The organism is Enterobacter cloacae complex sp. R_G8, assembly GCF_024599795.1.
Taxonomy (GTDB): domain Bacteria; phylum Pseudomonadota; class Gammaproteobacteria; order Enterobacterales; family Enterobacteriaceae; genus Enterobacter; species Enterobacter dissolvens.
In genome coordinates, this window is sequence record NZ_CP102246.1 from 2,078,957 (window position 1) to 2,104,447 (window position 25,491).

Annotated in this window: 26 protein-coding genes; 20 read left to right on the top strand and 6 right to left on the bottom strand. The window is 53.8% G+C overall.

Translation table 11 applies throughout. The annotated features are described in order from the left end of the window. Nucleotides 1–82 precede the first annotated feature (82 nt). Nucleotides 83–424, top strand: coding sequence for a hypothetical protein (locus NQ842_RS09865; protein WP_063411525.1), 342 nt, complete (start codon nt 83–85; stop codon nt 422–424). A 36-nt stretch (nt 425–460) separates the two neighbouring features. Here NQ842_RS09865 and ftnA read toward each other — a convergent pair whose 3' ends face one another. Both ftnA and NQ842_RS09875 read right to left on the bottom strand, forming a co-directional pair. Further along, nucleotides 461–958, bottom strand: coding sequence for a non-heme ferritin (ftnA, locus tag NQ842_RS09870; RefSeq protein WP_014832440.1), 498 nt, complete (start codon nt 956–958; stop codon nt 461–463). 195 nt (nt 959–1,153) lie between these two features. Continuing rightward, entirely contained in the window at nt 1,154–1,492 is a 339-nt protein-coding gene (locus tag NQ842_RS09875) for a YecR-like lipofamily protein (RefSeq protein ID WP_257256794.1), read from the bottom strand. 255 nt (nt 1,493–1,747) lie between these two features. Here NQ842_RS09875 and NQ842_RS09880 point away from each other — a divergent pair, with 255 nt between their 5' ends. From NQ842_RS09880 to NQ842_RS09890, 3 genes are all read left to right on the top strand, one after another. Beyond that, nucleotides 1,748–2,386, top strand: a complete 639-nt coding sequence (locus NQ842_RS09880; RefSeq protein WP_014832438.1) for an RpiB/LacA/LacB family sugar-phosphate isomerase — start codon at nt 1,748–1,750, stop codon at nt 2,384–2,386. A 123-nt stretch (nt 2,387–2,509) separates the two neighbouring features. Then, nucleotides 2,510–2,593, top strand: coding sequence for a stress response protein AzuC (azuC, locus tag NQ842_RS09885; protein ID WP_014832437.1), 84 nt, complete (start codon nt 2,510–2,512; stop codon nt 2,591–2,593). 107 nt (nt 2,594–2,700) lie between these two features. Continuing rightward, nucleotides 2,701–2,952 (top strand): DUF2766 family protein, encoded by a 252-nt coding sequence (locus NQ842_RS09890; protein WP_014832436.1) that lies wholly within the window; start codon nt 2,701–2,703, stop codon nt 2,950–2,952. A 48-nt stretch (nt 2,953–3,000) separates the two neighbouring features. On the opposite strand, the gene NQ842_RS09895 is transcribed toward NQ842_RS09890, so the two are convergent. Together NQ842_RS09895 and NQ842_RS09900 are read right to left on the bottom strand one after the other, a co-directional pair. Beyond that, on the bottom strand, nt 3,001–4,344 hold the full coding sequence (locus NQ842_RS09895; RefSeq protein WP_163280447.1) for an anaerobic C4-dicarboxylate transporter: 1,344 nt from the start codon (nt 4,342–4,344) through the stop codon (nt 3,001–3,003). A gap of 156 nt (nt 4,345–4,500) precedes the next feature. Continuing rightward, nucleotides 4,501–5,004, bottom strand: a complete 504-nt coding sequence (locus NQ842_RS09900; protein WP_014832434.1) for a non-heme ferritin-like protein — start codon at nt 5,002–5,004, stop codon at nt 4,501–4,503. A 799-nt stretch (nt 5,005–5,803) separates the two neighbouring features. On the opposite strand from NQ842_RS09900, the gene araF reads away from it, so the two are divergent. From araF to otsA, 5 genes are all read left to right on the top strand, one after another. Further along, nucleotides 5,804–6,793, top strand: a complete 990-nt coding sequence (gene araF / locus NQ842_RS09905; protein ID WP_014832433.1) for an arabinose ABC transporter substrate-binding protein AraF — start codon at nt 5,804–5,806, stop codon at nt 6,791–6,793. A gap of 71 nt (nt 6,794–6,864) precedes the next feature. After that, nucleotides 6,865–8,379, top strand: a complete 1,515-nt coding sequence (araG, locus tag NQ842_RS09910) for an L-arabinose ABC transporter ATP-binding protein AraG (protein WP_013096045.1) — start codon at nt 6,865–6,867, stop codon at nt 8,377–8,379. Between the two features lie 14 nt (nt 8,380–8,393). After that, complete coding sequence (gene araH / locus NQ842_RS09915) at nt 8,394–9,374, top strand: arabinose ABC transporter permease AraH (protein WP_014832432.1); 981 nt, start codon at nt 8,394–8,396, stop codon at nt 9,372–9,374. Between the two features lie 176 nt (nt 9,375–9,550). Then, nucleotides 9,551–10,354, top strand: coding sequence for a trehalose-phosphatase (gene otsB, locus NQ842_RS09920; RefSeq protein WP_046888011.1), 804 nt, complete (start codon nt 9,551–9,553; stop codon nt 10,352–10,354). Continuing rightward, the gene (gene otsA, locus NQ842_RS09925; protein ID WP_014832430.1) at nt 10,329–11,753 is read left to right on the top strand and encodes an alpha,alpha-trehalose-phosphate synthase; all 1,425 of its coding nucleotides are present in this window, start codon (nt 10,329–10,331) and stop codon (nt 11,751–11,753) included. Before otsB ends, otsA begins: the two co-directional genes overlap by 26 nt. Before the next feature lie 15 nt (nt 11,754–11,768). On the opposite strand, the gene uspC is transcribed toward otsA, so the two are convergent. Then, nucleotides 11,769–12,197 (bottom strand): universal stress protein UspC, encoded by a 429-nt coding sequence (gene uspC, locus NQ842_RS09930; RefSeq protein ID WP_014832429.1) that lies wholly within the window; start codon nt 12,195–12,197, stop codon nt 11,769–11,771. A 796-nt stretch (nt 12,198–12,993) separates the two neighbouring features. On the opposite strand from uspC, the gene flhD reads away from it, so the two are divergent. From flhD to cheW, 6 genes are all read left to right on the top strand, one after another. Continuing rightward, nucleotides 12,994–13,344 carry a flagellar transcriptional regulator FlhD gene (flhD, locus tag NQ842_RS09935; RefSeq protein WP_013096050.1) on the top strand — a complete coding sequence of 117 codons (351 nt, stop codon included), beginning with the start codon at nt 12,994–12,996 and terminating at the stop codon, nt 13,342–13,344. A gap of 2 nt (nt 13,345–13,346) precedes the next feature. After that, nucleotides 13,347–13,925 (top strand): flagellar transcriptional regulator FlhC, encoded by a 579-nt coding sequence (flhC, locus tag NQ842_RS09940; protein ID WP_013096051.1) that lies wholly within the window; start codon nt 13,347–13,349, stop codon nt 13,923–13,925. 123 nt (nt 13,926–14,048) lie between these two features. Then, a complete protein-coding gene (motA, locus tag NQ842_RS09945) occupies nt 14,049–14,936 on the top strand; it encodes a flagellar motor stator protein MotA (RefSeq protein WP_008500417.1) in 888 nt (295 codons plus the stop codon). Further along, the gene (motB, locus tag NQ842_RS09950; RefSeq protein WP_014832428.1) at nt 14,933–15,862 is read left to right on the top strand and encodes a flagellar motor protein MotB; all 930 of its coding nucleotides are present in this window, start codon (nt 14,933–14,935) and stop codon (nt 15,860–15,862) included. Before motA ends, motB begins: the two co-directional genes overlap by 4 nt. A gap of 4 nt (nt 15,863–15,866) precedes the next feature. Then, a complete protein-coding gene (cheA, locus tag NQ842_RS09955; RefSeq protein WP_118282866.1) occupies nt 15,867–17,903 on the top strand; it encodes a chemotaxis protein CheA in 2,037 nt (678 codons plus the stop codon). Between the two features lie 19 nt (nt 17,904–17,922). Continuing rightward, a complete protein-coding gene (cheW, locus tag NQ842_RS09960; protein ID WP_013096054.1) occupies nt 17,923–18,426 on the top strand; it encodes a chemotaxis protein CheW in 504 nt (167 codons plus the stop codon). 104 nt (nt 18,427–18,530) lie between these two features. Here cheW and NQ842_RS09965 read toward each other — a convergent pair whose 3' ends face one another. Then, entirely contained in the window at nt 18,531–19,790 is a 1,260-nt protein-coding gene (locus NQ842_RS09965; RefSeq protein ID WP_047360936.1) for a dicarboxylate/amino acid:cation symporter, read from the bottom strand. Between the two features lie 429 nt (nt 19,791–20,219). Here NQ842_RS09965 and NQ842_RS09970 point away from each other — a divergent pair, with 429 nt between their 5' ends. From NQ842_RS09970 to NQ842_RS09990, 5 genes are read left to right on the top strand one after another with little or no spacing between them, the layout of a single operon-like run. Further along, on the top strand, nt 20,220–20,792 hold the full coding sequence (locus NQ842_RS09970; RefSeq protein WP_046888015.1) for a spore coat protein U domain-containing protein: 573 nt from the start codon (nt 20,220–20,222) through the stop codon (nt 20,790–20,792). A gap of 12 nt (nt 20,793–20,804) precedes the next feature. Beyond that, nucleotides 20,805–21,353: a spore coat U domain-containing protein gene (locus NQ842_RS09975; protein ID WP_046888016.1), complete on the top strand. Its 549-nt coding sequence runs from the start codon at nt 20,805–20,807 to the stop codon at nt 21,351–21,353. A gap of 16 nt (nt 21,354–21,369) precedes the next feature. Continuing rightward, nucleotides 21,370–22,131: a molecular chaperone gene (locus NQ842_RS09980; protein WP_014832423.1), complete on the top strand. Its 762-nt coding sequence runs from the start codon at nt 21,370–21,372 to the stop codon at nt 22,129–22,131. Next, a complete protein-coding gene (locus NQ842_RS09985) occupies nt 22,107–24,491 on the top strand; it encodes a fimbria/pilus outer membrane usher protein (protein ID WP_046888018.1) in 2,385 nt (794 codons plus the stop codon). Before NQ842_RS09980 ends, NQ842_RS09985 begins: the two co-directional genes overlap by 25 nt. Further along, nucleotides 24,488–25,450: a spore coat U domain-containing protein gene (locus tag NQ842_RS09990; protein ID WP_257256795.1), complete on the top strand. Its 963-nt coding sequence runs from the start codon at nt 24,488–24,490 to the stop codon at nt 25,448–25,450. Before NQ842_RS09985 ends, NQ842_RS09990 begins: the two co-directional genes overlap by 4 nt. Nucleotides 25,451–25,491: the final 41 nt, after the last annotated feature.

Consider the following 25,491-nt stretch of genomic DNA (forward strand, 5'->3'; position numbering starts at 1 on the left):
CTTCATAAGGACAATAGGATTGCGCGAAAATCAGGCGTAATTTAAACAGAAATTGCAAAATATAAAATAAAGTGAGGTTCTGATGGTGGGAGAGAATCCATTTACGGCGGCCTGGAGTCGGGGGGGGAATTTGTTATGCCACGGCCACTGGATCATCAGCTGGCAGAATACGGCGCTGGTACTGCCGGAATCCCGACGCGAGAAAGATATGGGAACCTGGGCTATTTATTCGATAATCGATCCGGAGGATGAGACCTTCGCACAGGGGTTAAAAGAAGATGAGTGGATTATCGAAAACGTGGACTGGCTGACGGATGTTTTCTTTGATGCGGGTATTCCCCTTGAGACGGCCAACTATCGATACTTTTTCCAGGCCATAAATCCGCATGACTGGCGCTGTACGAGCTGTGCTGGCTGCATGTAAAAAAATAGGGCGCTGAAAGTCAGCGCCCTATCGATATTAATTCTGGGTATCCAGCGTTGAGAGTTCTTTATCAATAAAGTAAAGACCTTCACCGGTTTTACCGACCAGCGACAATTTATCCAGCACAGATTTAAACAGCTTCTCTTCTTCGTGTTGTTCAGCGACATACCACTGCAGGAAATTAAAGGTTGGATAATCCTGGCTGGTCATTGCCGCATGCACCAGTTCGTTAATTTTCTGGGTTATTAGCTGCTCGTGCTCGTAAGTGGCACGGAACAGTTCATCAAGCGAGCCATACTCCGCAAACGGCGATGCCACGTTATCAATGCGCGGCAGGCTGCCGGTATCTGTCAGATAATCAAAGAGACGCTGCATGTGGGTCATCTCTTCCTGCGCGTGACGACGCAGGAACGCGGCGGCACCTTCAAAGCTGTGATAGCTGCACCAGGCGCTCATCTGCTGGTAGAGCAGGGATGAAAAAAGCTCAAGGTTCATCTGAGCATTGAGCTTGTCGATCATTTCAGTTTTCAGCATGGTGACGCTCCGGTTTATTATTTCTGGTTCACAATGAGCGACACTATAATTTGTTATTTAATTATATGCAAAAAGTAAAATAAATATCTGCTTATTTAAAAATACGAATGGGAATAAAACGCATTGGCAATTTTTTATATTTATAAATGAGAATTATTTTATTTACTGGCTGCCAGCCAGGACTGGCAGCGCAGATTAATACCACGGGTTATTAGAGGCCGGTTTAACAGCATAACCCATGCATTTGTACTGGATAGTGACGCTCTCGTTCAGACACAGTGAGCCGCTAATCAGGGTGCAGGTTTTAATGGGCTGACCATAGGCAGACGCGGTGGCATATCCCATGCCCTGACACGCTTTAGTTGCGGTGCCGTTATTAACATATTCATCAGACCAGGCGTTTTGCAGCGCGGCCTGACCATAGTCGAGGCGGACTATCCCGTTCGGCGCATCCAGGCTACTCACCTGTGCCTCGCGGTTGATGCTACATCCCGCGAGCAGCAGGATCGTACCGACAACGTAGACTCTTTTCATGGTTCGCTCTAAGTAGATGGAAATACGTTATCGTACCTGTCGCTGTCCGGTGCAATGCCTGGAATAGCCAGATAATCTACCCTTTCTCTTTGCAACGGGCGGGTTAAGCCATTGTCATGGTGAAAATTGTGAGTCCCACTTCATTTTTTTAAAACAATCTTTCATTTAATTTGAAAGTGCGTTTGTCAGATAGTAGGGTGATGATGACAACGTATCCATAGCGGGCACTCCCGTAACGCATTCAGGAGAGAGACAATGAAAATCGCACTGATGATGGAAAACAGCCAGGCCGCTAAAAATCCATTGATACTGAAAGAGTTAAAAACGGTCGCCGACGAAAAAGGGTTCCCGGTGTTTAACGTTGGGATGAGCGACGAGAACGACCATCATCTGACCTATATCCATCTGGGCATTATGGCGAGCATTTTGCTGAACGCGAAGGCCGTTGATTTTGTTGTGACGGGATGTGGAACGGGCCAGGGGGCGCTGATGTCGCTGAACATCCACCCGGGCGTGATCTGCGGCTACTGCATCGATCCTGCGGATGCGTTTCTCTTCGCTCAGATCAACAACGGTAACGCGCTTTCACTGCCGTTTGCCAAAGGCTTTGGCTGGGGCGCTGAGCTGAACGTACGCTTTATTTTCGAAAAAGCGTTCACCGGGCGCAAGGGAGAAGGTTACCCGCCAGAGCGTAAGGAGCCACAGGTCCGTAACGCGGGGATCCTGAATCAGGTGAAAGCGGCTGTGGTGAAAGAGAACTATCTGGACACGTTACGGGCTATCGATCCTGAGCTGGTGAAAACTGCCGTATCCGGCCAGCGCTTCCAGCAGTGCTTCTTTGAAAATTGTCAGGACAAAGAGATCGAGGCTTTTGTGCGCGAGATTGTCGGCTAAAATGCGTGGCTGTATGCAGAGAAAATTGTGATGTGAGTCACAAAAATATTGATTTTTGTGAAGGTGGTCATATTATAGGCACATTGACGATAAAGTTGTATAACAAGTTAATGGAGCATCACAATGAAACTGCGCAAAATCCTGAAAAGCATGTGGGCTAACTACTGCAACACATTTAAAGACGTGCCGCCAGGCGCAATGTTCTGATAAAAAAACCTGCTTCGGCAGGTTTTTTTATGTCTGCGATCGCCAGAAGGGAGATGAAAGGCGGCGTGTTTTGTTACTATGGCGGCCTTTAAATAAGGAGAAACCCCATGTCTCAAAACCTGAGCGCCGATCAGGAGCTGGTGTCTGATGTCGTCGCATGCCAGCTGGTCATCAAACAAATCCTTGATGTATTAGATGTTATTGCGCCGGTCGAAGTGCGCGAGAAGATGTCCACCCAGCTGAAAAACATCGATTTTACCAGCCATCCCGCGGCGGCAGATCCGGTCACGCTTCGGGCGATCCAGAAAGCTATCGCGCTGATTGAACTGCGATTCACGCCGCAGGGCGAGTCTCACTAACGTTAAGCAATGTGAGAAGGGCGACAGCGTCTGTCGCCCGGAAAGCGTTTAAAAGAAAGTTTGCACCAGCAAATAACTTGCCGCGCATGCACAGCTCACCCCGATTAACCCCGGCAGAATAAAGCTGTGGTTGATGATAAATTTGCCGATACGGGTTGTCCCTGAACGGTCAAAACCGATGCAGGCCAAATCGCTTGGGTAGGTGGGTAGCACAAAGTAGCCATACGACGCCGGGAAGAAAGCGATCAGCATTTTCGGATCGATACCCAGCATCAGGCCCATCGGGGCAACGGCCGTCAGCGCTGCCGCCTGGCTGTTCACCAGTTTAGAGACCAGGAAAAGCACGATGGCATAGGTCCACGGATGGCTTTTCACGACCCCTTCCAGCGCCAGCTTGAGCTCGTCGAGATGCGCCTGGAAAAAGGTATCACTCATCCATGCCACCCCGAACACTGAGAAAATCGCCACCATCCCGGCTTTGAATACCGCGCCGTTAGAAATGGTTGCCGCATTGACCTTACAGGCGACCAGCATCACCGCACCCGCAATGAGCATCATCATCTGGATGACAAGGTTCATCGACAGCGCCGTCATTTTGCCTTTCACCTCAAACGCCGGGCGCAGTTCAGGCAATGCGCCAAGCAGGACAACCACCGCGATCCCGGCGAAGAAAATCCACGTGGACCAGTAGGCCTGTTTCGGAAAACGTTGATTCATTAACGTCTCGGTTCCGCCGTAGATAAACTCACGCTGTTTCGGATCCTTCAGCTTTTCCTGAAATTCCACGTCATCGGCTAAATCTTTCCCGCGGCGTAAACTCCACAGGGCCGCAATGGTCACGCCGAACAGCGAGGCGGGAACCGACACGGCGAGAATTTCGAGGATCCCCCACGCGTGACCGATGCCGTGCTGGGCACCCAGGATCGATATCAGCGACACCACGGCAACGGAGACCGGAGACGCGGTAATCGCCATTTGCGATGCCACCGATGCGACGGCCATCGGGCGTTCCGGGCGGATCCCTTTTTTCAGGGCAATATCGGCAATAATCGGGAACATGGTGTATACCACATGCCCGGTACCACACAGAAAGGTCAGCATCCAGGTGGTAAAGGGGGCGAGGAGGGTGATGTGCTGAGGATGTTTGCGCAGCAGGCGCTCGGCAAATTGCATCATCACATTCAGGCCGCCTGCCGTCTGCAGGGTAGCCGCACAACCGATCACGGCGAGGATGGTCAGCATCACATCAACCGGGGGTTTACCGGGCTGCAGACCAAAGATAAACGTCAAAATAAAAAGGCCGATACCGCTTATTAACCCGAGTCCCATCCCGCCAAAACGGGTGCCTGTCAGCAGGCACAGGAGGATGACAATAAACTCAATGGTGATCATGATGCTCCCTCGTCATTAATTATGTAATTAAATAAATCATTACATTTTGTATGGATAATCAATGAGAGCGAGATCTGATTTGTTAAATCTCAGGAAAAGCAGAAGGTTGGCTGTGAGAAAAGAGGCCCACTCCCGAACGGGAGCAGGCGAAAATGCTTAGTGGTGCTGTACGGTCACCAGATCAAGCAGGTGGCGGTCGGTCTGTTCCGGGCATAAACCGGCCAGCTGTGCATTGCGGAGCTCATCCGCCAGCGCATTGAGCAGTATGCCGTCCTGCTGCTGCTCTTTGTCCATATCGCGCAAGAACTGCAGGGTAGTACTGTCATGCTGTGCCCTGGCTTCATCAGCCAGTTTATTCAGCGTGACACAGCGTTGCTCATACTCTTCAAGCGTTTTCTGGAATAACTCCTCCAGCGAGGAGTAGTGACCATTAATCGCATCAGGGGCTTTGACGATAGGGTTTGCCCCTGCGCCTTTCATAAAGTCAAAGACGCGCATCATATGGGTGACGTTACTCTGCGCCTGGGTACGAAAAAAAGTGGCGGTACCGTTGAGACGGTTTTCAGAACACCACTCGCTCAAATGGAGGTGCAGATTCGACGCATAGAACTCCAGGTTCATCTGCGCATTGAGTTTTTGCATCATCGTTTGGGTAGTCATACCAATATCCTTATAGACTGTTGGGTGTGATGTCCGTAACAAAACCTGAACGGGCAGGTTAAGACGAGTGAGTGGCAGAAAAACATTTCTGCAGCGACAAAAGTCGACCGAATATTCACTTCCTGTGTTCGATATAAATAAGCATACCCCTGCGAGAGGATTAAGAAAACTCTTAATTGGCTTGCTTTTACCATACATTACAAAATTTAATATAGTACAAAAATAACAATATGTTGTTATAAATCATAATTTAATTAACTGATTGATATTTATGCTTTATTTGTATTTGTCTATAGATATTTGCCGGGCGGAAATAGTGAGTCGAAATAATACTCGGTCAAATGGATAATTCAGGATTAACTCTTTCAACTATATGATGCATTGATTAAATTGCGCTAAATCAATTTTATTCAATAGCGCCTGATGCCATTTTTCCCGCAACACGGGTTCAGAACACATTTGGATGAGGAGATCTTCCTGCCACCATCGCGGCCGCAGCCCGCGTGTCTGGTTATCAGGGATTTCTTAGCTGATCTTATGGATAATTCTGCTTATCTCTGTTTCATTTGTCCGACAATTCCAGCCATTTTTATGTCATTTTTCGCTGAATTTATGTACGCAATTACTGTAATTCTGCGGTGTGATGGCGCTCTCTTATGGATGATTAATTTCCCGCTAAAACTATCACCAGCACTAACGCTTATGACGAGGTAAGCGCTAATGCCTTGTTTTAAGTCCGATTAAATAAGAAGCACGCAAATATTCCCTACAGAAAAGAACGCTAATGCTGGAGTTTACCATGCACAAATTTACTAAAGCGCTGGCGGCCATCGGTCTGGCTGCCGTTATGTCACAATCCGCTATCGCTGAGAATTTAAAACTCGGTTTTTTGGTAAAACAGCCGGAAGAACCCTGGTTCCAGACCGAATGGAAATTCGCCGATAAAGCCGGGAAAGATTTAGGTTTTGAAGTCATTAAAATCGCCGTGCCTGACGGTGAAAAAACGCTGAACGCCATCGATAGCCTGGCGGCCAGTGGTGCAAAAGGTTTCGTTATCTGTACACCGGATCCAAAACTGGGCTCAGCGATTGCAGCCAAAGCGCGCGGCTACGACATGAAAGTCATTGCGGTTGACGATCAGTTCGTCAATGCCAAGGGCAAACCGATGGACAGCGTGCCGTTGGTCATGATGGCGGCAACCAAAATTGGCGAACGTCAGGGCCAGGAACTCTATAAAGAGATGCAAAAACGCGGCTGGGATGTGAAAGAGACCGCCGTGATGGCCATTACCGCCGACGAGCTGGATACCGCCCGCCGTCGCACCACCGGTTCCATGGACGCGCTGAAAGCGGCCGGCTTCCCGGAAAAACAGATTTATAAAGTCCCAACCAAATCCAACGATATCCCGGGGGCCTTCGACGCTGCCAACTCCATGCTGGTTCAGCATCCGGAGGTCAAACACTGGCTGGTGGTTGGCATGAACGATAACACCGTGCTGGGCGGCGTGCGCGCCACGGAAGGTCAGGGCTTTAAAGCGCCTGATGTGATCGGCATCGGCATCAACGGCGTCGACGCGGTGAGTGAACTCTCTAAAGCGCAGGCGACCGGGTTCTACGGCTCTCTGCTGCCAAGCCCGGACGTACACGGCTATAAATCCAGCGAAATGCTGTACAACTGGGTCACCAAAGGGGTTGAACCGCCGAAATTTACTGAAGTGACCGACGTGGTGCTGATCACCCGCGACAACTTCAAAGAGGAGCTGGCGAAAAAAGGACTGGGCGGTAAGTAATTCGCGGTGATTGTGCCCCTCGCGAACCACGAGGGGCCAGACGTACACACTACAGGAATCACGGAGACGTTATGCGACAGTCTGATCCGTATCTCTCTTTTCGCGGTATCGGGAAAACTTTTCCCGGTGTCAACGCGCTGACCGATATCAGCTTCGACTGCTATGCCGGTCAGGTGCACGCCCTGATGGGCGAAAATGGCGCCGGAAAATCCACGCTGTTGAAAATCCTCAGCGGCAACTACACGCCAACCACCGGCACGCTGGCCATTCGTGGCGAAGAGGTGGCATTTGCTGATACCACCGCCGCGCTCAACGCCGGGGTGGCCATCATCTATCAGGAGCTGCACCTGATCCCTGAGATGACGGTGGCGGAAAACATCTATTTAGGCCAGCTTCCGCACAAAAGCGGCGTGGTGAATCGTTCGCTACTTAATTATGAAGCGGGGCTGCAGTTGAAGCACCTTGGCCTGGACGTCGATCCCCAGACGCCACTGAAATATCTCTCCATCGGCCAATGGCAGATGGTTGAAATTGCCAAGGCGCTGGCGCGTAACGCCAAAATCATTGCCTTTGACGAACCGACCAGTTCGCTGTCCGCACGTGAAATCGAGAATTTGTTCCGGGTGATCCGCGAGCTGCGTAAAGAAGGCCGCATTATTTTGTATGTTTCGCACCGTATGGAAGAGATTTTTGCCTTAAGCGATGCCATCACCGTGTTTAAAGATGGTCGCTACGTGCGCACGTTTACCGACATGGAGCAGGTCAACCACGACCAGCTCGTCCAGGCGATGGTCGGCCGCGAGCTGGGGGATATCTATCACTGGCAGCCTCGCGAATACGGTCCTGAGCGCCTGAAGCTGGAGAATGTTAAAGCACCGGGCGTGCGGACGCCGATCTCGCTCTCGGTGCGCAGCGGTGAAATCGTCGGGCTGTTTGGTCTGGTGGGGGCGGGACGCAGCGAGTTAATGAAAGGCCTGTTTGGCGGTACACGCATCACCGAAGGTCAGGTTTCCATTGACGGGCAGCGGGTCGATATCCAGAAGCCTGCGCATGCCATTCAGGCCGGCATGATGCTCTGCCCGGAAGACCGCAAAGCCGAAGGCATTATTCCGGTGCACTCGGTCCGCGACAACATCAATATTTCCGCCCGGCGGAAGTTTATTCGCGCCGGTTGCCTGATCAACGACGGCTGGGAGGAGAGCAACGCCGACCACCATATCCGTTCGCTGAACATCAAAACGCCGGGCCCGGAACAGCTGATCATGAATCTTTCCGGCGGTAACCAGCAGAAGGCGATTTTAGGTCGCTGGCTGTCGGAGGATATGAAGGTCATTTTGCTGGATGAGCCAACGCGCGGCATCGATGTGGGGGCGAAACACGAAATTTATAACGTGATTTATGAGCTGGCAAAACGCGGTGTGGCGGTGCTGTTCGCCTCCAGCGATCTGCCTGAGGTGCTGGGCGTCGCCGATCGCATTGTTGTGATGCGTGAAGGGGAAATCGCCGGTGAATTGCTTCATGAACAGGCGAATGAACAACAGGCGTTGAGCCTCGCCATGCCGAAAGTTAGCCAGGCTGTCGCCTGAGTAAGGAGTTAATGATGTCCTCTGTTACTACATCCGGAGCGCCGAAGTCGGCTTTCAGTTTTGGCCGCATCTGGGATCAGTACGGCATGCTGGTGGTCTTTGCCGCACTCTTTGTTGCCTGCGCAATCTTTGTGCCCAACTTTGCCACCTTCATTAATATGAAAGGGCTGGGGCTGGCTATCTCCATGTCCGGCATGGTGGCCTGCGGGATGCTCTTCTGTCTGGCCTCGGGCGATTTTGACCTGTCAGTGGCCTCTGTGATTGCCTGTGCTGGTGTCACCACCGCCGTGGTGATCAACATGACCGAAAGCCTGTGGATTGGCGTGCTGGCGGGTCTGCTGCTGGGCGTCATCAGCGGTCTGGTCAATGGGTTTGTGATTGCCCGCCTGAAGATTAACGCCCTGATCACCACGCTTGCAACGATGCAAATAGTGCGCGGTCTGGCCTATATCATCTCCGACGGTAAAGCGGTGGGGATTGAAGACGAGCGCTTCTTCACCCTGGGCTATGCGAACTGGCTGGGATTACCTGCGCCAATCTGGCTGACGGTGGCCTGCCTGATCCTGTTCGGCTTCCTGCTTAATCGCACCACGTTTGGCCGTAATACGCTGGCGATTGGCGGTAATGAGGAAGCGGCGCGGCTGGCGGGTGTCCCGGTGGTGCGTACCAAGATCATTATCTTTGTGCTTTCCGGCCTGGTCTCGGCGGCGGCGGGGATTATTCTGGCGTCACGCATGACCAGCGGTCAGCCTATGACCTCCATCGGGTACGAGCTGATCGTCATCTCAGCCTGCGTTTTAGGGGGTGTTTCCCTGAAAGGTGGCATCGGAAAAATCTCATATGTGGTGGCCGGTATCCTGATTTTGGGGACCGTGGAGAACGCCATGAACCTGCTGAATATTTCGCCATTCTCGCAGTATGTGGTTCGTGGCCTGATCCTGCTCGCAGCCGTGATTTTCGACCGTTACAAGCAAAAAGCGAAGCGTACCGTATAACGTTTTTCCTGCCTTTAAATTGCTCAACTAATAACCTTAGTTGACATCTGAATCGCCTCGCCAGTTCTGCTGGCGGGGCGGTTGTCAAATGGCGAGCGACGTCACACTGTCTATACTTACATGGCTATGAAAGAGGTAAAGGCGTTTACCTCTCGTAAACCGTAAGGAGGACCAGGGTGGCTGACATGTTAACCGCACCGCCTGTACTGCCCGGACACTATGCTTTCTTTTTTGATCTCGACGGCACGCTCGCCGGGATAAAACCGCACCCCGACCAGGTGGTTATCCCGGAGGCGGTATTACAGGATTTGCATCAGCTCTCGCAACTGAATGAGGGAGCACTGGCATTGATATCAGGGCGCTCAATGGCCGAGCTGGATCTGCTCGCCAGTCCTTACCACTTTCCGCTGGCCGGTGTACACGGAGCGGAGCGCCGCGACATCCATGATCATACGCACATCGTTACACTCCCCGACGCATTAATTAACAAACTGCAGGTACAGCTTTCTGCTGCGCTGGCGGAGCTGCCTGGCACAGAGCTGGAAGCCAAAGGTATGGCCTTTGCCTTGCACTACCGTCAGGCACCCCAGCATGAAGAGGCTGTGCTTGCGCTCGCCGACAGGGTCGCGCATGCGCATCCTGAGCTGGCGCTGCAGCCGGGTAAATGCGTCGTGGAGCTAAAACCGAAGGGGATCAATAAAGGCGCTGCGATTGCTGCGTTTATGGCAACGCCGCCTTTCAAGGGCCGGACGCCCGTTTTTCTGGGGGATGACCTGACCGATGAGGCCGGGTTTCGCGTAGTGAATCAGGCTGGAGGGATCTCCGTGAAGGTTGGGCCTGGTGACACTGAAGCCGAATGGCGTCTGGCAAATGTGGCCAGCGTCTGGCAGTGGATATCTGACATCGCTAACCAGCAACAACAACAAATAGCGCAAAACAAGGGGGGAAACCATTATGGGTCGCTTAGTCGTCGTCTCTAACCGTATCGCACCGCCTGACGATAAAAAAGCCAGTGCAGGTGGCCTGGCGGTGGGGGTATTAGGTGCCTTAAAAGCCGCTGGGGGGCTGTGGTTTGGCTGGAGTGGAGACATCAGTGAGGAAGAAAAACCACTCAAAAAAGTGACGCGCGGCAACATCACGTGGGCGTCATTCGCATTGAAAGAGAAAGATTATGACGAGTACTACTCCGAGTTCTCGAATGCGGTGCTCTGGCCTGCGTTTCATTACCGTCTTGACCTGGTAAAATTCCAGCGAGAATCGTTTGAAGGCTACAGCCGCGTCAATGCGCTGCTGGCGGATAAACTGCTGCCTTTAATCGAGGAAGACGATATTTTATGGATCCACGATTATCATCTGCTTCCCTTCGCCCGTGAGTTGCGTAAAAGGGGAGTTAACAACCGTATCGGCTTCTTCCTCCATATTCCGTTCCCGACGCCGGAAATTTTTACCGCGCTGCCACCGCACGAAGAGCTGCTGGAAGCGCTGTGCGACTATGATCTTCTGGGCTTCCAGACTGAGAATGATCGAATTGCATTCCTGGATTCGGTATCAGGCAAAACGCGTCTGATGACGAAAGGGGGGAAAACGCATACGGCGTGGGGTAAAACGTTCCACACCGAAGTCTATCCGATTGGGATAGAGCCGGATGAGATTGCTGAGCAGGCGTCTGGTCCGTTGCCACCGAAGCTGGCGCAGCTTAAAAACGAGCTGAAACACGTGAAGAATATCTTCTCGGTGGAGCGTCTCGACTACTCCAAAGGGCTGCCGGAGCGCTTCCTGGCGTATGAAACGCTGCTGGATAAATACCCGCAGCACCACGGTAAAATCCGCTATACACAGATCGCGCCAACCTCGCGTGGGGAAGTGCAGGCCTACCAGGATATCCGTCATCAACTGGAGACGGAAGCGGGGCGGATCAATGGCCGCTATGGCCAGCTGGGCTGGACGCCGCTGTTTTATCTGAACCAACATTTTGACCGTAAGATCCTGATGAAGGTGTTCCGCTATGCCGACGTCGGCCTCGTTACGCCGCTGCGCGACGGGATGAACCTGGTGGCAAAGGAGTATGTGGCGGCACAGGATCCGGCCGATCCGGGGGTGCTGGTGCTTTCTCAGTTTGCGGGCGCCGCCAATGAGCTCACCTCAGCGCTTATCGTTAACCCTTATGACCGGGATGATGTGGCGAACGCGCTCAACCGTGCCCTGACGATGCCGCTGACGGAACGTATTTCCCGTCATGCGGAAATGATGGAGACGATTCGCAAGAACGATATTAATCACTGGCAGGCACGTTTTATTCGCGATTTGCGTAATATCGAACCGCAAAGTCACGAAGGCGTTCTACAAAAAAAGATCGCGACATTCCCTAAACTCGCGTGATATTCCTCTGGGGGTTTAACGACCCCCAAGAGGCACTAACAACACGTCAACCTGGCTTGAGGCGACAATCGATTTCGCCGCACAGGCCGCGCGTGAAAAAAAGCTCTTGTTATGATTTCCGCAGATCACTAAATCAATATTCTCTTTTCGACACATGCTGAGAATATGCTCATTTAATTCACCTGTCGCAATGACGGTCTGATAAACAGGATAGTGCGCTTTCTCAACCAGTTCCCGCAGAAATTGCTGCGTTTCTTCCTGCAAAACCCCACGAATATCCTCCAGCATCGGCGCAGCCAGTTGATTATACATCTCGGGTTCGGCCGCAAGGGTGATCAGGCTGATGCGTGCATTGTGCGGGCGGGCGATGGAAACCGCCCTGGCAACGAGTTGATGACTTTCCGGTGAAACTGCAACAGAAACAAGAAGATGGGCGTAACTCATCACGCACTCCTTAGCTGTCTGAAAAACCGTGTCTACGTCAGCATTACCGCGAAATCACCACTTCTGCAAGAGGTGAATACGACAATAGTGTGAAGCTTCTCATAATTATTCATTAATTATTCTTATAAGAAGAATAACTGGAAACCGCGTCCAAATGAAAAAAATTAACAACTTAACGTAAATCACACAAATTCACTCGCGTGCTGTTAAATCGTTTTAACGAGTTATAAACACAATTCGAATGATCACGCATTGAAACAATTTTATAACCCCTCAGGCATAACTGTATGTTTTTCATAGGTAATGAAAATGTGCTCCTGAGATGTGCAGTATGTGAATTGTTGCGGTAGTCGTTAATGAGCATAAAAGCAATCGCACTGACCCCTCGGTTCAGACTTCTGCATGAGTATTCGTCCATTAAGAATATAAAATGGTCTCGATTGTTCAAATAATGAACAAATTACAAGTCATACTGATGGATTTATGGATGATATTCACTTAAATTATGTGACGTGGATCACATTTTTTTTAAATTTGGGGTAGGCTGCATTGTATGTGTCAAAACTGACGAGTAGAGTTTGCGTCGAATTAGGAAAAATCTTAGTTATTTGTAAGAAATGATAAAACCTGTAAGAAACGCTGCCGCGTTTCGTTGTTGCACGTTTTGCTGAATACAAACCTAAATTCAACTATGCATTTAGCCTTTTTTTTTTAAATACCGGGTGATTTCCCGGCGACATCACGGGGTGCGGTCTTTCCGCATAAAAACAATAGTTGGTTATTCGGGATGGGAAAAATGCATACATCCGAGTTGCTAAAACATATCTATGACATCAACTTGTCATATTTACTGCTCGCGCAGCGTTTGATTAGTCAGGACAAAGCGTCCGCGATGTTTCGTCTGGGTATTAACGAAGAGATGGCGACCATGCTGGGCGGATTAACCCTGCCTCAAATGGTTAAACTGGCTGAAACGAATCAACTGGTTTGCCAGTTCCGCTTCGATAATCCGCAGACCATCACGCGGCTGACACAGGAATCTCGTGTGGACGATCTGCAACAGATCCATACCGGTATTCTCCTCTCCACCCGCTTGCTCAACGAAATCAGCCAGCCTGATGACGCAGCCCGTAAGAAAAGAGCGTAGAAATGAGCGAGAAAAGCATTGTTCAGGAAGCGCGTGACATACAGTTGGCCATGGAGCTGATTACACTGGGTGCTCGTTTACAAATGCTGGAAAGCGAGACTCAGTTGAGCCGTGGTCGTCTCATCAAACTGTACAAAGAGTTACGCGGTAGTCCTCCACCGAAAGGAATGTTGCCGTTTTCAACGGACTGGTTTATGACCTGGGAGCAGAACATTCACGCCTCCATGTTCTGTAATGCCTGGCAGTACCTTCTCAAAACCGGTTTGTGTAGCGGCGTTGATGCCGTGATCAAAGCGTATAAACTTTACCTTGAACAATGCCCACAGCAGGAAGAAGGTCCCCTGCTGGCGCTGACCCGCGCATGGACGCTGGTGCGTTTTGTTGAGAGCGGAATGCTTGAATTGTCGCGCTGCAACTGCTGCGATGGCAATTTTATTACCCATGCTCATCAGCCTGCAGGCAGCTTCGCCTGTAGTTTATGTCAGCCTCCATCCCGCGCAGTAAAAAGACGTAAACTTTCCCGGGATGCTGCCGATATTATTCCACAACTGCTGGATGAACAGATCGAACAAGCTGTTTAACCCGAACGTGTGGGCAAGATTCCAGCAGCGGTAAGCCATTACCGCTGCTTTTTTTTACCCTGAATTCGGTAAACGCTGCGAGCTGAACGTCCTTGCCATAGTCACTAGCGGAAGGATGATGTCGTGCTTATCTTATTAGGTTACCTGGTAGTTCTCGGTACAGTTTTCGGCGGTTACATGATGACCGGCGGGCACCTTGGAGCACTCTATCAACCGGCTGAACTTATTATCATCGGCGGCGCAGGGGTAGGGGCTTTTATCGTTGGCAACAACGGGAAATCGATCAAGGGGACGCTGAAAGCTATTCCATTGCTGTTCCGTCGCTCGAAATATACCAAAAGCATGTATATGGATCTGCTGGCACTGCTCTATCGCCTGATGGCGAAGTCGCGTCAGCAGGGGATGTTCTCGCTGGAGCGGGATATCGAAAACCCGAAAGAGAGCGAAATTTTTGCCAGCTATCCGCGCATTCTTGCGGATGCCATGATGCTGGATTTCATTGTCGATTATCTGCGCCTGATCATCAGCGGCAACATGAATACCTTCGAAATTGAAGCGCTGATGGACGAAGAGATCGAAACCCACGAGAGCGAATCCGAAGTACCGGCCAACAGCCTGGCGCTGGTGGGGGACTCCCTGCCGGCCTTCGGTATCGTGGCGGCGGTCATGGGGGTTGTCCACGCGCTGGCCTCGGCAGATCGCCCGGCGGCAGAGCTGGGGGCGCTGATAGCCCACGCGATGGTGGGGACCTTCCTCGGTATTTTGCTGGCGTATGGTTTTATCTCGCCACTGGCCAGCGTTCTGCGCCAGAAGAGCGCGGAAACCACCAAAATGATGCAGTGCGTGAAGATCACGCTGCTCTCTAACCTCAACGGTTATGCGCCACCGATCGCGGTTGAGTTTGGCCGTAAAACGCTTTACTCCAGCGAGCGTCCGTCGTTTATCGAGCTTGAAGAACACGTGCGTGCGGTGAAAAACCCAAACCAACAGACGACAACTGAGGACGCATGAAAAACCAGTCCCATCCGATCGTCATCGTAAAAAAGCGCAAGCATAAGGGGCATGGGCACGGTGCGCATGGCTCCTGGAAAATTGCCTACGCCGATTTTATGACTGCAATGATGGCCTTCTTTCTGGTGATGTGGCTGATCTCCATCTCCAGCCCGAAAGAGTTGATCCAGATTGCGGAGTATTTCCGTACGCCACTGGCGACTGCGGTCTCCGGTGGGCCGCGTATCTCTAACAGCGACAGCCCGATCCCCGGTGGCGGCGATGATTACACCCAGCAGCAGGGTGAAGTGAAAAAAGAGCCGAACATCGACGAGTTGAAGAGAAAGATGGAGCAGGCGCGTCTGAAGAAACTGCGTGGCGATCTCGACCAGCTGATTGAAGCGGACCCGAAACTGCGTGCGCTGAGACCGCACCTGAAGATCGATCTGGTACAGGAAGGGCTGCGTATCCAGATTATTGATAGCCAGAATCGCCCGATGTTCAAGACCGGCAGCGCGGAGGTTGAGCCTTATATGCGCGACATTTTGCGCGCCATTGCGCCAGTGCTGAACGGTATTCCAAACCGCGTCAGCCTGTCAGGCCATACGGATGACTTCCCGTATGCCACGGGCGAAAAGGGATACAGCAACTGGGAGCTTTCTGCCGATCGTGCCAACGCCTCGCGTCGCGAGCTGGTGGCGGGTGGGCTTGATGATGGCAAGGTACTGCGCGTGGTCGGCATGGCAGCAACCATGCGTGTCTCCGACCGCGGGCCGGATGACGCCATCAACCGTCGTATCAGTCTTTTAGTGCTGAACCAGCAGGCGGAGCAGGCCATCCTGCATGAAAACGCCGAAAGTCAGAATGAGTCACTGGACGATTTAAAACAGCCTGGGGCCGTTCCTTCGGCTGCCGTTCCAACATCGCCACCAGCCAATCCGAGGTGATAGCGTGAGCATGGATATTAGCGATTTTTACCAGACATTCTTTGATGAAGCCGACGAATTGTTGGCCGATATGGAGCAACATTTGCTGGATTTGGTGCCTGAAGCGCCAGACTCCGAGCAGCTTAATGCCATCTTCCGCGCCGCGCACTCCATTAAAGGCGGAGCCGGAACGTTTGGATTTACCATTTTGCAGGAAACCACCCATTTAATGGAAAACCTGCTTGATGAAGCACGACGCGGTGAGATGCAGCTCAATACCGACATTATCAACCTGTTTTTGGAAACCAAAGATATTATGCAGGAACAGCTCGACGCCTATAAAAGTTCGGCAGAGCCTGATGCCGCCAGCTTTGAATACATCTGCAATGCGCTGCGCCAGCTTGCGCTGGAAGCAAAAGGTGAGGTCGCCGCAGCCGTTGTCCCTGCCGCCAAACTGAGCGTGGTCGATGCGGTTGCCGCTGAGGCGTCAGCGCCTGCCGCTGCTAAAGCGGAAAAATTGCGCGTTGTGCTGTCGCGCCTGAAAGAGAATGAGGTCAACCTGCTGGAAGAGGAGCTGGGTAACCTGGCGACACTGAGCAACGTGGTGAAAGGCAAAGACAGCCTTGCCGCGACGCTTGAAGACGGTATCAGCCAGGATGACATCGTGGCGGTGCTGTGCTTTGTTATCGAAGCCGATCAAATTGCCTTTGAAACGGAAGCGGTTGCCGTTGAAGCCCCGGCTACAGTGGAGGAGGTTGCTGTTGTGGCTCAGGCTGCTGCACCTGCGGTCGCCCCTGCTGCCCCGGCGTTGAAAGCCGTACCGAAAGAGGCCGCCGCCCCGGGCCGCGGTGAAAAACCGGCGGCGCGCTCCAGCGAATCGACCAGTATCCGCGTTGCCGTGGAGAAGGTTGACCAGCTGATCAACCTGGTCGGCGAACTGGTGATCACCCAGTCAATGCTGGCCCAGCGTTCTAACGAACTGGACCCGGTCACGCACGGCGATCTGATTACCAGTATGGGCCAGTTACAGCGTAACGCCCGCGATCTGCAGGAATCGGTGATGTCCATCCGTATGATGCCGATGGAATATGTCTTCAGCCGCTTCCCGCGTCTGGTGCGCGACCTGGCCGGTAAGCTCAATAAGCAGATTGAACTGACGCTGATGGGCAGCTCCACCGAGCTTGATAAAAGCCTGATTGAACGCATTATCGACCCGTTAACGCACCTGGTGCGTAACAGCCTCGACCACGGTATCGAACTGCCGGAAAACCGCATTGCAGCCGGCAAATCCCCGGTGGGTAACCTGATCCTCTCCGCAGAGCACCAGGGCGGGAACATTTGTATCGAAGTGACCGATGACGGTGCGGGCCTTAATCGTGAGCGCATTCTGGCGAAGGCGATTTCGCAGGGGATGGCGGTCAGCGAAAACATGACCGATGAAGAAGTGGGCATGCTGATCTTCGCCCCAGGGTTCTCTACCGCTGAGCAGGTGACCGACGTCTCCGGACGCGGCGTGGGAATGGACGTGGTGAAGCGTAACATCCAGGAAATGGGCGGCCACGTCGAAATTCAGTCTAAGCAAGGTTCGGGTACCACCATTCGTATTCTGCTGCCGCTGACGCTGGCGATCCTCGACGGCATGTCGGTAAAAGTGGCGGACGAAGTCTTCATTCTGCCGCTGAATGCGGTGATGGAATCACTGCAGCCACGTGAAGAAGATCTGCATCCGCTGGCGGGTGGCGAGCGTGTGCTCGAAGTGCGTGGCGAATACCTGCCGCTGGTGGAATTGTGGAAAGTCTTCGAAGTGGATGGCGCGAAAACAGAGGCCACGCAGGGTATCGTGGTGATCCTGCAAAGTGCGGGTCGCCGCTACGCGCTGCTGGTTGACCAGCTGATCGGTCAGCACCAGGTGGTGGTGAAGAACCTCGAAAGCAACTACCGCAAAGTGCCGGGTATTTCTGCCGCCACCATTCTGGGTGATGGTAGCGTGGCGCTGATCGTCGACGTGTCGGCGCTTCAGGGATTAAATCGTGAACAACGTGTGGCGTACACAGCCGCCTGATTAAGTAAAGGGTAAGAACATGACCGGTATGAGTAATGTAACGAAACTGGCGGGCGAGCCATCAGGACAGGAGTTCCTGGTATTCACTTTAGGCGATGAGGAGTACGGCATCGATATCCTGAAAGTGCAGGAAATTCGTGGTTACGATCAGGTTACCCGCATCGCGAACACGCCAGCGTTTATTAAAGGTGTCACCAACCTGCGTGGGGTGATTGTGCCTATCGTTGACCTGCGCGTGAAGTTCAGCCAGGGCGATGTGGAGTACAACGATAACACCGTGGTGATTGTCCTCAATCTGGGGCAGCGCGTGGTCGGTATCGTGGTAGATGGCGTGTCTGACGTGCTCTCACTGACGTCTGACCAAATTCGTCCGGCGCCGGAGTTTGCGGTCACGCTGTCTACCGAGTACCTGACGGGGCTGGGTGCGCTGGGTGAGCGTATGTTGATTCTGGTGAACATCGAGAAGCTGTTGAACAGCGAAGAGATGGCGTTGCTGGATATCGCGGCGAACCATGTAGCGTAGGTAAATGCAAAACGGCAATCCAGGTTGCCGTTTTTTGTGTTTGCTCCCTCTCCCTGTGGGAGAGGGTTGGGATGAGGGCATCAGGCCACACCCCGTTTGTACTCTTACACTTCCTGCTCTACCAGCTCCGCTTCGGCTTCCCGCGCTCCTTCATTCTGCGACAGCATCGCGGTTGCAATCCCGTTACCCAGCACGTTAATGGCAGAACGCCCCATATCCAGGAAGTGGTCGATTCCCATCAGCAGCAGAATACCCGCTACCGGAATATTGAAGCTTGGGATCGTCGCCGCCAGTACCACCAGCGAAGAGCGCGGTACGCCCGCAATGCCTTTTGACGCCAGCATCAGCGTCAGCATCAGGACGGTGACTTCCGAGAAGCTCAGATGAATGTTGTACGCCTGAGCGATAAACATTGAGGCAAAAGAGCAGTACACCATCGAGCCCACCAGGTTAAAGGAATACCCAATTGGCAGGACGAAAGAGGCGATGCTGCGTGAGCAGCCAAAACGTTCCAGTTGCTCAAGGGTCTTCGGATAAGCCGCCTCGGAGCTGCTGGTGGTAAACGCGACCAGCACCGGATCTTTCAGCATGCTGAGCAGGCGGAACACCTCTTTTTTCAGCACCATATAACCCACCGCCAGCAACACCATGCAGGTGAGGAGGATAGCCACATAGTAGCCGCCAATAAAGGACGCATAGTTCAGCAGAATGCCGAGACCCTGGGTGGCAATCACCGATGAGATGGCGGCGAAAATCGCCAGTGGGGCAACATACATCACGTAGCCCGTGACCTTCAGCATGATATGGGACACCACATCCAGCGCCGCGACCAGCGGGGCGTTGAATTTCTGGCCCAGCGACGCGCCGCCAATGCCAAAGAACATGGAGAACACGACGATCTGCAGAATTTCATTGTCCGCCATCGCCCCGGCGATACTGGTCGGAATGGTATGAGAGAGGAAGGCTTTGAGCGTCATGCCGCCGACGGCCAGACCCGTATCCACCGCTTCTGTGGGGATCGTCAGGTTCAGACCGCTACCAGGATGCTCCAGGGTGACAATAAACAGCCCCACCAGGATAGACAGCACCGATGAGCTGATAAACCATACCATCGCTTTACCGCCTACGCGGCCAATGGTGGAGGTTTCGCCCATTTTCATAATCCCGACCGTCAGCGTACTGAAGACTAATGGCGCAATCACCATTTTGATCAGTCGCAGGAAAATATCGGTGAGAAGCGTAATGTTATCCGACCACGCTTTGATGGCATCCGCTGATGCATATTCATGAATGGCCGCCCCTGAAAGAATACCCGCCAGCATGAATATCACGATGAAGAGTGTAAGTTTGTTTGCACTTGCCACGAAAAAAGACCCTCTATGCGCTTTAGGTGTAGCCCGCGCCGATGTATATGGATTTTTTATTACAGCGCGGGAAATTATTTGGCACATAAATTGAAGTAAAGCGGGGGTAGATACAACTCCTTTTTAAGTTTTATTAATTTTGTTGCTAATGCGCCGACGATATATTGTGACGCTTATCACACTTTAATGGATATATCCTCAAGCGAAAGCTGAGAAATTCATTTTTAAAATCTCTAAGCCCCTGTTTTTTAGATGCTTAATGCGTCAATCAGACAAAGGGATGACGTCAATGGACGTGGGTGGTCGAAGCGATAACCATAAACTAAATTCTCAATAACCCCCTCGGAGGCGCATTTAGCGGGGCTAACATCTTGAACGTTAAAACTAAATTGTTGTACGTGAACGGAGACGTCTTCTGGAGGGTGGTAAATGAAAAGAAAACGCCTTTTGACCTGCGCTGGCATCCTGTTAACCGCGACTACCGCCCAGCAGGCGCTGGCGGTCACCAGTAGTGGCACCATCGGCGCGACACTGACATTGACAAACGGGTGTCTGATTAATGGATCACCCACCCAAAACGGCATTAACTTCGGGACACTGGATTTCGGGACCCATCCTGCCACCTTTTCCACCCTGACGACGCAGTTGACCGGCGCCAGCGGGGGAAATACCTTCACGATTCAATGTACGACCGCCAGCTACACGGTGGCGATAACCGGAAATACCAACTCCACTGCGCCGGGCACCGTCGTTGGCACGACGGGGACACCCGCGCGCTATCTGATCAACACCACCAACACGGCGCAGGGTGTGGCTTATAGCCTGTACAGCGACAGCGGGTTTAATAACGTTGTGGCGAATAACGCGGCGTTGCCGATCGCGTCCACGGCAGGCGGGGTGGACAGTTACACCCTCTACGGGCGTATCACCGGCGGTGGGAACAGCGTGACGGTGGTACCGGGAACCTACACCGACACCATAAATGTCAGCGTAACCTACTAAACCCATTCAGCCATGAAAACCGCTTGTTTGCGTCTGCGCCAACGCGCAGAAGGACTCGTGCGCCCTTTTTTCACCCTGCTCGTTGGGCTGGCGCTGGCGCCCACGGTTGAGGCTGTCACGTCACAGTCCTTTAAGGTCAGCGCAACCATTGTTCCAGGCTGTGCGGTGAGTACCGGCAGCGGAGGCGTACTAGGCACGCTGAACTTCGGTACCCATACCGGCGTGGAGAGTGCCCCGGTGAGCACCAGCTTCGTACCAAACGGGGCACTCTCGATCGCCTGTACGCCAGGCGTGGCACTGAGTATGAGCATTAACGGCGGGCAGAATTACGCCTCCGTGCGGCGAATGACGCGCAACGGCGGGAACGACGTGGTGGGATACCGGCTTTACAGCAGCAGTTCACTTGCGGCGAACAGCGAAATAGGGGTCAACCAGGCGATTCCGGTGACCTATACCAACAGCAACAACATCGCGCTGCCGTTGTTTGGCGTGGCGCTATTGACCGGGTTCAGCCCGGCGGGAACCTATTCTGATCAGCTTACCGTGACCTTGTCATGGTGATAAAGGGAGAGAGACGATGACGGCATATTTCAGGCGCATGTGTCTGGGAAGTCTGCTGGGGGTGATGGCCGTGACGGCAGGCCACGTACAGGCGGCCGCCACCATTCTGTTATGGCCTATCGATCCCTGGCTGGCGGCAGACGCCAAAGCCACGGAGCTGTGGATCCAGAATCAAGGGAACAGCCCAACCACCATGCAGGTACGCATTGTGCGCTGGAAGCAGGAGGGCGGGTTCGAACGTTACAGCACCCAGCAGGATGTGGTCGCCAGCCCGCCCATCGTCACCATCGCAGCGGGCAGCAAACAGCTTATTCGTCTTATCAAACAGGGGACGGTTCCGGTGGGGGTCGAACAGGCCTACCGCATTATTGTCGATGAAATCCCTCAGCCGGATAACAAAGCCGAACCGGCTATCGGCCTCAAACTGCAGATGCGTTATTCCATTCCCCTTTTTGTCTATGGGCAGGGGATCCCGACACGCAAAGAGGGGGCACACCATGCGCTGGTGGATACCCGCACGTTGAGCTGGCGGGTAACGCATGAGGGCGGACAGCCTCACCTGGAGGTGAACAACCGGGGCGATGTCCATGTCAGACTCAGCCAGGTTTCGCTGGTACAGGACGGGCAGAAACGTCCTGTTGCCGAGGGATTGCTGGGCTACGTGCTGGCGGGCAGTACCCGCAGCTGGGCCATTCCGGCCGGCATTCGGCAGCCAGACCAGATGCGCGCGCAGATTAATGCCAGGGATGAGCAATGGCAGTCGACGCCCGTCAACTGAAACCGGCGATGATGATCCTGCTTTGCGTCACGACCAGCACCTGGGCTGAACCCGGCGATGACAGTTTACCGCCGCCTCCCGAGGCCCGGGCGGTGAACGATGAGGCGGTTTTTCAGCTTGCCCTCGTGCTGAACCACTACGATACCGGTCTGGTGGTGCCCGTGACGCAGCGCAAAGGGGCTTACTTCATCTCCAGTGCCGACCTGTTGCGCGCCGGGCTGCCGCCGGAGCATGTCCCGACAGGCGAGGTGGATCTCGCGTCACTTTCACAGGTTCGTGTGGCGTATGACAGCGCCGGACAGCGTCTGCTCCTGACCGTTCCTCGCGACTGGGTAGCCTCCCGGGTGACCTCCTTTGGCGGGCAAACCGCGCAAAGTAAACCTCACTTTGGACGTGGGGCGCTGCTGAATTACGATCTGTATACCAACCACACGGAACATGTTGGCGGTCAGGCCTCACTCTGGCATGAGTTCCGCTACTTCAATGAGGGCGGTTCGCTCTCTTCAACCGGTTATGTGCGGAAAAATTTCGCGGGCGATAATGGCCAGCAGGCGGGTTACGTTCGCTATGACACCACCCTGCTAATCACTAACGAAGACGACGCCACCACCTGGACAGCCGGGGATGTGATCAGCGATGCCCTGAGCTGGAGCACCAGCGTGCGCATGGGCGGGATCAGCTACGGGCGCGATTTCTCCCTGCGCCCGGATCTGGTGACCTGGCCACTGCCGGAATTCTCCGGAGAAGCCGCGGTTCCCACCTCGGTCGATCTCTTTATTAATGGCTATCGGTCTGGCTCCACGCAGCTTCAGCCGGGCCCCTTCACCTTAACGAATCTGCCCTATATCAACGGGGCCGGCGATGCGGTACTGATCACCACCGATGCGCTGGGACGCCAGGTGAGCACCACGCTGCCCTTTTATGTCACCAGCGAACTCCTCAAACAAGGGCTGAGTGATGGGGCGGTCACGCTGGGTAGCCTGCGGCGTAATTACGGGATTGATAACTTCGACTACGGTCCGGCGGCGGGCAGTGGTTCGTATCGCTACGGGGTAACGGACTGGCTGACCCTGGAGGGACACGCAGAGGGTGCAGAGACGCTGGCGCTGGGCGGGGCGGGGACGGTGGTGAAGCTGGGGCGCTTTGGCGTTGTGAATACCGCGTATACCCAAAGCCGCATGCGCGGTGATGAGGGCGGGCAGATCGCCTGGGGCTATCAGTACAGCACCAGCGAATTTAGTCTGGCGACCCAACATACACGACGCGATCGCGGCTTTGGCAACCTGGCCCTCTATGACCAGCCGACGGTGTATGACGAAAACGACAGGCCAATCGCCAGCTTCAGCCGCAATACCGATCAATATTCCCTGACCTTTAATCTTGGGCAGTACGGCAACATCGGGGCCGCCTGGATCGGTGTGGAGAGTTTTGACAGCCAGAAAACGGAACTGCTTAACCTCTCCTGGAGCCGCAACCTGTGGGGCGCGAGCAGTCTCTATCTTGCCGCAAGCCGTGATCAGCAGCGGGGGGACTGGACGGTTGCACTCTCGTTACAGGTCCCCTTTGGGGAACGGGACAGCGCCGCGGTCACCTTCGAAAACACGCCGGAGGCAGGCAGCACGCAACGTATCAACTACAACCACTCCATGCCTTCCGATGGCGGTTTGAGCTGGAACATGGCATGGGCACATCAGTCACGGGCGAATAATTATCAGCAGGGAACGTTGGGCTGGCGTAATAACAATATCGAACTGCAGGGCGGGGCCTACGGGGAAAAGGACATGATGACCTGGTGGAGCGAGGCGCTGGGCTCCATTGTGCTGATGGACGGGGAACTGTTCGCGGCGAATAAAATCAACGACGCCTTTGTAGTGATCAGCACCGATGGTCACCCGGATGTGCCCGTCAGCTACGAGAACCAGCCGGTCGGTAAAACGAATCGCAACGGCTACCTGCTGGTGAGCGGTGTATCAGCCTATTACCCGGCCAGTTACCGCATTGACACCCTGAATCTGCCTGCCGATACGCGTCTGAAAGAGACCGAGCGCCGGATCGCGATCCGCCGCCACAGTGGCTATCTGGTGGACTTCCCGATGGAGCAGGAGCGGGTGGCCAGCGTCATACTGCAGGATGCGCAGGGGCAGGCTATTCCGGTGGGCAGCCAGGTCAGACGCGCCTCGCGCAGCAACGCAGTGGTGGGGTATGACGGGATTGCGTGGCTGGAAAATCTCAGCGACGTCAATTCGCTGGAGGTGATCACCCCGACGGGGAAACGGTGCCAGGCGACGCTGACCGTTGGCGCGAACCCGGAACACAGGCTGCAAACCTACGGGCCGCTGGTATGTCGGGAGGCACGGTGACGCGTTTTCTGCTGGTGATTTTGCTGCTCTTCTCCGGTGCCAGCGGCGCGGCCTGCACCGTCAGTACGGTGAATGCGTCGTTTGGCAGCGTGACCTCGTTCGCGCTGAGCGGAACCGGGGAAGTGGAAACCACCGGCACGCTGGTGGTTGCCTGCGATACGGTCCTCAACCTGCTTACCAACGACTCGGTGGCGCTGACTTACACCTCGGCATCGATCTTCGCCAACAGCCGCGCCACCCTGAAGCGCACGGACAATGCGGCTATTACCGATGTCATACCCGCGCGCCTGTGCGCGGCCTCCGGCTGTGGCGGTAGCAGCGAAGTGCAGATCGGTAATGCCTATACCTGGAGCGGGAACACGCTGCTCGGGCTGCTGGGGTCGAAGCGCTACAACATTCCGCTCTATTTCCGCACGGTGCCGGGGCAGAATGTCTCGGCCGGGCCGTATCAGGTGCTGCTGACATTCAGCATTAATTACAACGTTTGTGCCGTTGGCGCTGCCGGACTTTGCCTGACACCGCAAACCGGCACGGCCACCACCACGATCCTTCTCAACATGACCGTCACTAACGATTGCAGCACCATGAGCACCCCGGACGTGAATTTCAACAGCGCACCGCTGGTACAAAGTTTTCCCACCGTCTCGCAGGCGATTGCCGTCACCTGCACCAAAGGCAGTACCTATACCATAGGGATTAACAATGGTGCCAACGCGCTTAACAACGTTCGTAGCATGGTGAGCGGCAGTAATTACATGAGTTACGACATCTATAAAGAAGCCACCACCAACCGCTGGGGCAGCAGCGGCACCGAGCGCTGGACCAGCGCGACGTCGTCGCAGATCAGTACCGACGGTTTACTGCGTACCTACAACTACACCGCCAAAGTCCTGACCACACAAGCCACACCCCCCGCCGGAACCTACACCGACACGCTGATCGTAGACGTGGCGTTTTAAGGCCCGCGCTTTTCCCTTTCGCAAATGTAAAGTTCCTGTGG

Coding starts and splice junctions, on each gene's coding strand:
- NQ842_RS09865 (WP_063411525.1), top strand. CDS start 83: ATGGTGGGAGAGAATCCATTTACGGCGGCCTGGAGTCGGGGGGGGAAT.
- ftnA (WP_014832440.1), bottom strand. CDS start 958: ATGCTGAAAACTGAAATGATCGACAAGCTCAATGCTCAGATGAACCTT.
- NQ842_RS09875 (WP_257256794.1), bottom strand. CDS start 1,492: ATGAAAAGAGTCTACGTTGTCGGTACGATCCTGCTGCTCGCGGGATGT.
- NQ842_RS09880 (WP_014832438.1), top strand. CDS start 1,748: ATGAAAATCGCACTGATGATGGAAAACAGCCAGGCCGCTAAAAATCCA.
- azuC (WP_014832437.1), top strand. CDS start 2,510: ATGAAACTGCGCAAAATCCTGAAAAGCATGTGGGCTAACTACTGCAAC.
- NQ842_RS09890 (WP_014832436.1), top strand. CDS start 2,701: ATGTCTCAAAACCTGAGCGCCGATCAGGAGCTGGTGTCTGATGTCGTC.
- NQ842_RS09895 (WP_163280447.1), bottom strand. CDS start 4,344: ATGATCACCATTGAGTTTATTGTCATCCTCCTGTGCCTGCTGACAGGC.
- NQ842_RS09900 (WP_014832434.1), bottom strand. CDS start 5,004: ATGACTACCCAAACGATGATGCAAAAACTCAATGCGCAGATGAACCTG.
- araF (WP_014832433.1), top strand. CDS start 5,804: ATGCACAAATTTACTAAAGCGCTGGCGGCCATCGGTCTGGCTGCCGTT.
- araG (WP_013096045.1), top strand. CDS start 6,865: ATGCGACAGTCTGATCCGTATCTCTCTTTTCGCGGTATCGGGAAAACT.
- araH (WP_014832432.1), top strand. CDS start 8,394: ATGTCCTCTGTTACTACATCCGGAGCGCCGAAGTCGGCTTTCAGTTTT.
- otsA (WP_014832430.1), top strand. CDS start 10,329: ATGGGTCGCTTAGTCGTCGTCTCTAACCGTATCGCACCGCCTGACGAT.
- uspC (WP_014832429.1), bottom strand. CDS start 12,197: ATGAGTTACGCCCATCTTCTTGTTTCTGTTGCAGTTTCACCGGAAAGT.
- flhD (WP_013096050.1), top strand. CDS start 12,994: ATGCATACATCCGAGTTGCTAAAACATATCTATGACATCAACTTGTCA.
- flhC (WP_013096051.1), top strand. CDS start 13,347: ATGAGCGAGAAAAGCATTGTTCAGGAAGCGCGTGACATACAGTTGGCC.
- motB (WP_014832428.1), top strand. CDS start 14,933: ATGAAAAACCAGTCCCATCCGATCGTCATCGTAAAAAAGCGCAAGCAT.
- cheW (WP_013096054.1), top strand. CDS start 17,923: ATGACCGGTATGAGTAATGTAACGAAACTGGCGGGCGAGCCATCAGGA.
- NQ842_RS09970 (WP_046888015.1), top strand. CDS start 20,220: ATGAAAAGAAAACGCCTTTTGACCTGCGCTGGCATCCTGTTAACCGCG.
- NQ842_RS09975 (WP_046888016.1), top strand. CDS start 20,805: ATGAAAACCGCTTGTTTGCGTCTGCGCCAACGCGCAGAAGGACTCGTG.
- NQ842_RS09980 (WP_014832423.1), top strand. CDS start 21,370: ATGACGGCATATTTCAGGCGCATGTGTCTGGGAAGTCTGCTGGGGGTG.
- NQ842_RS09985 (WP_046888018.1), top strand. CDS start 22,107: ATGGCAGTCGACGCCCGTCAACTGAAACCGGCGATGATGATCCTGCTT.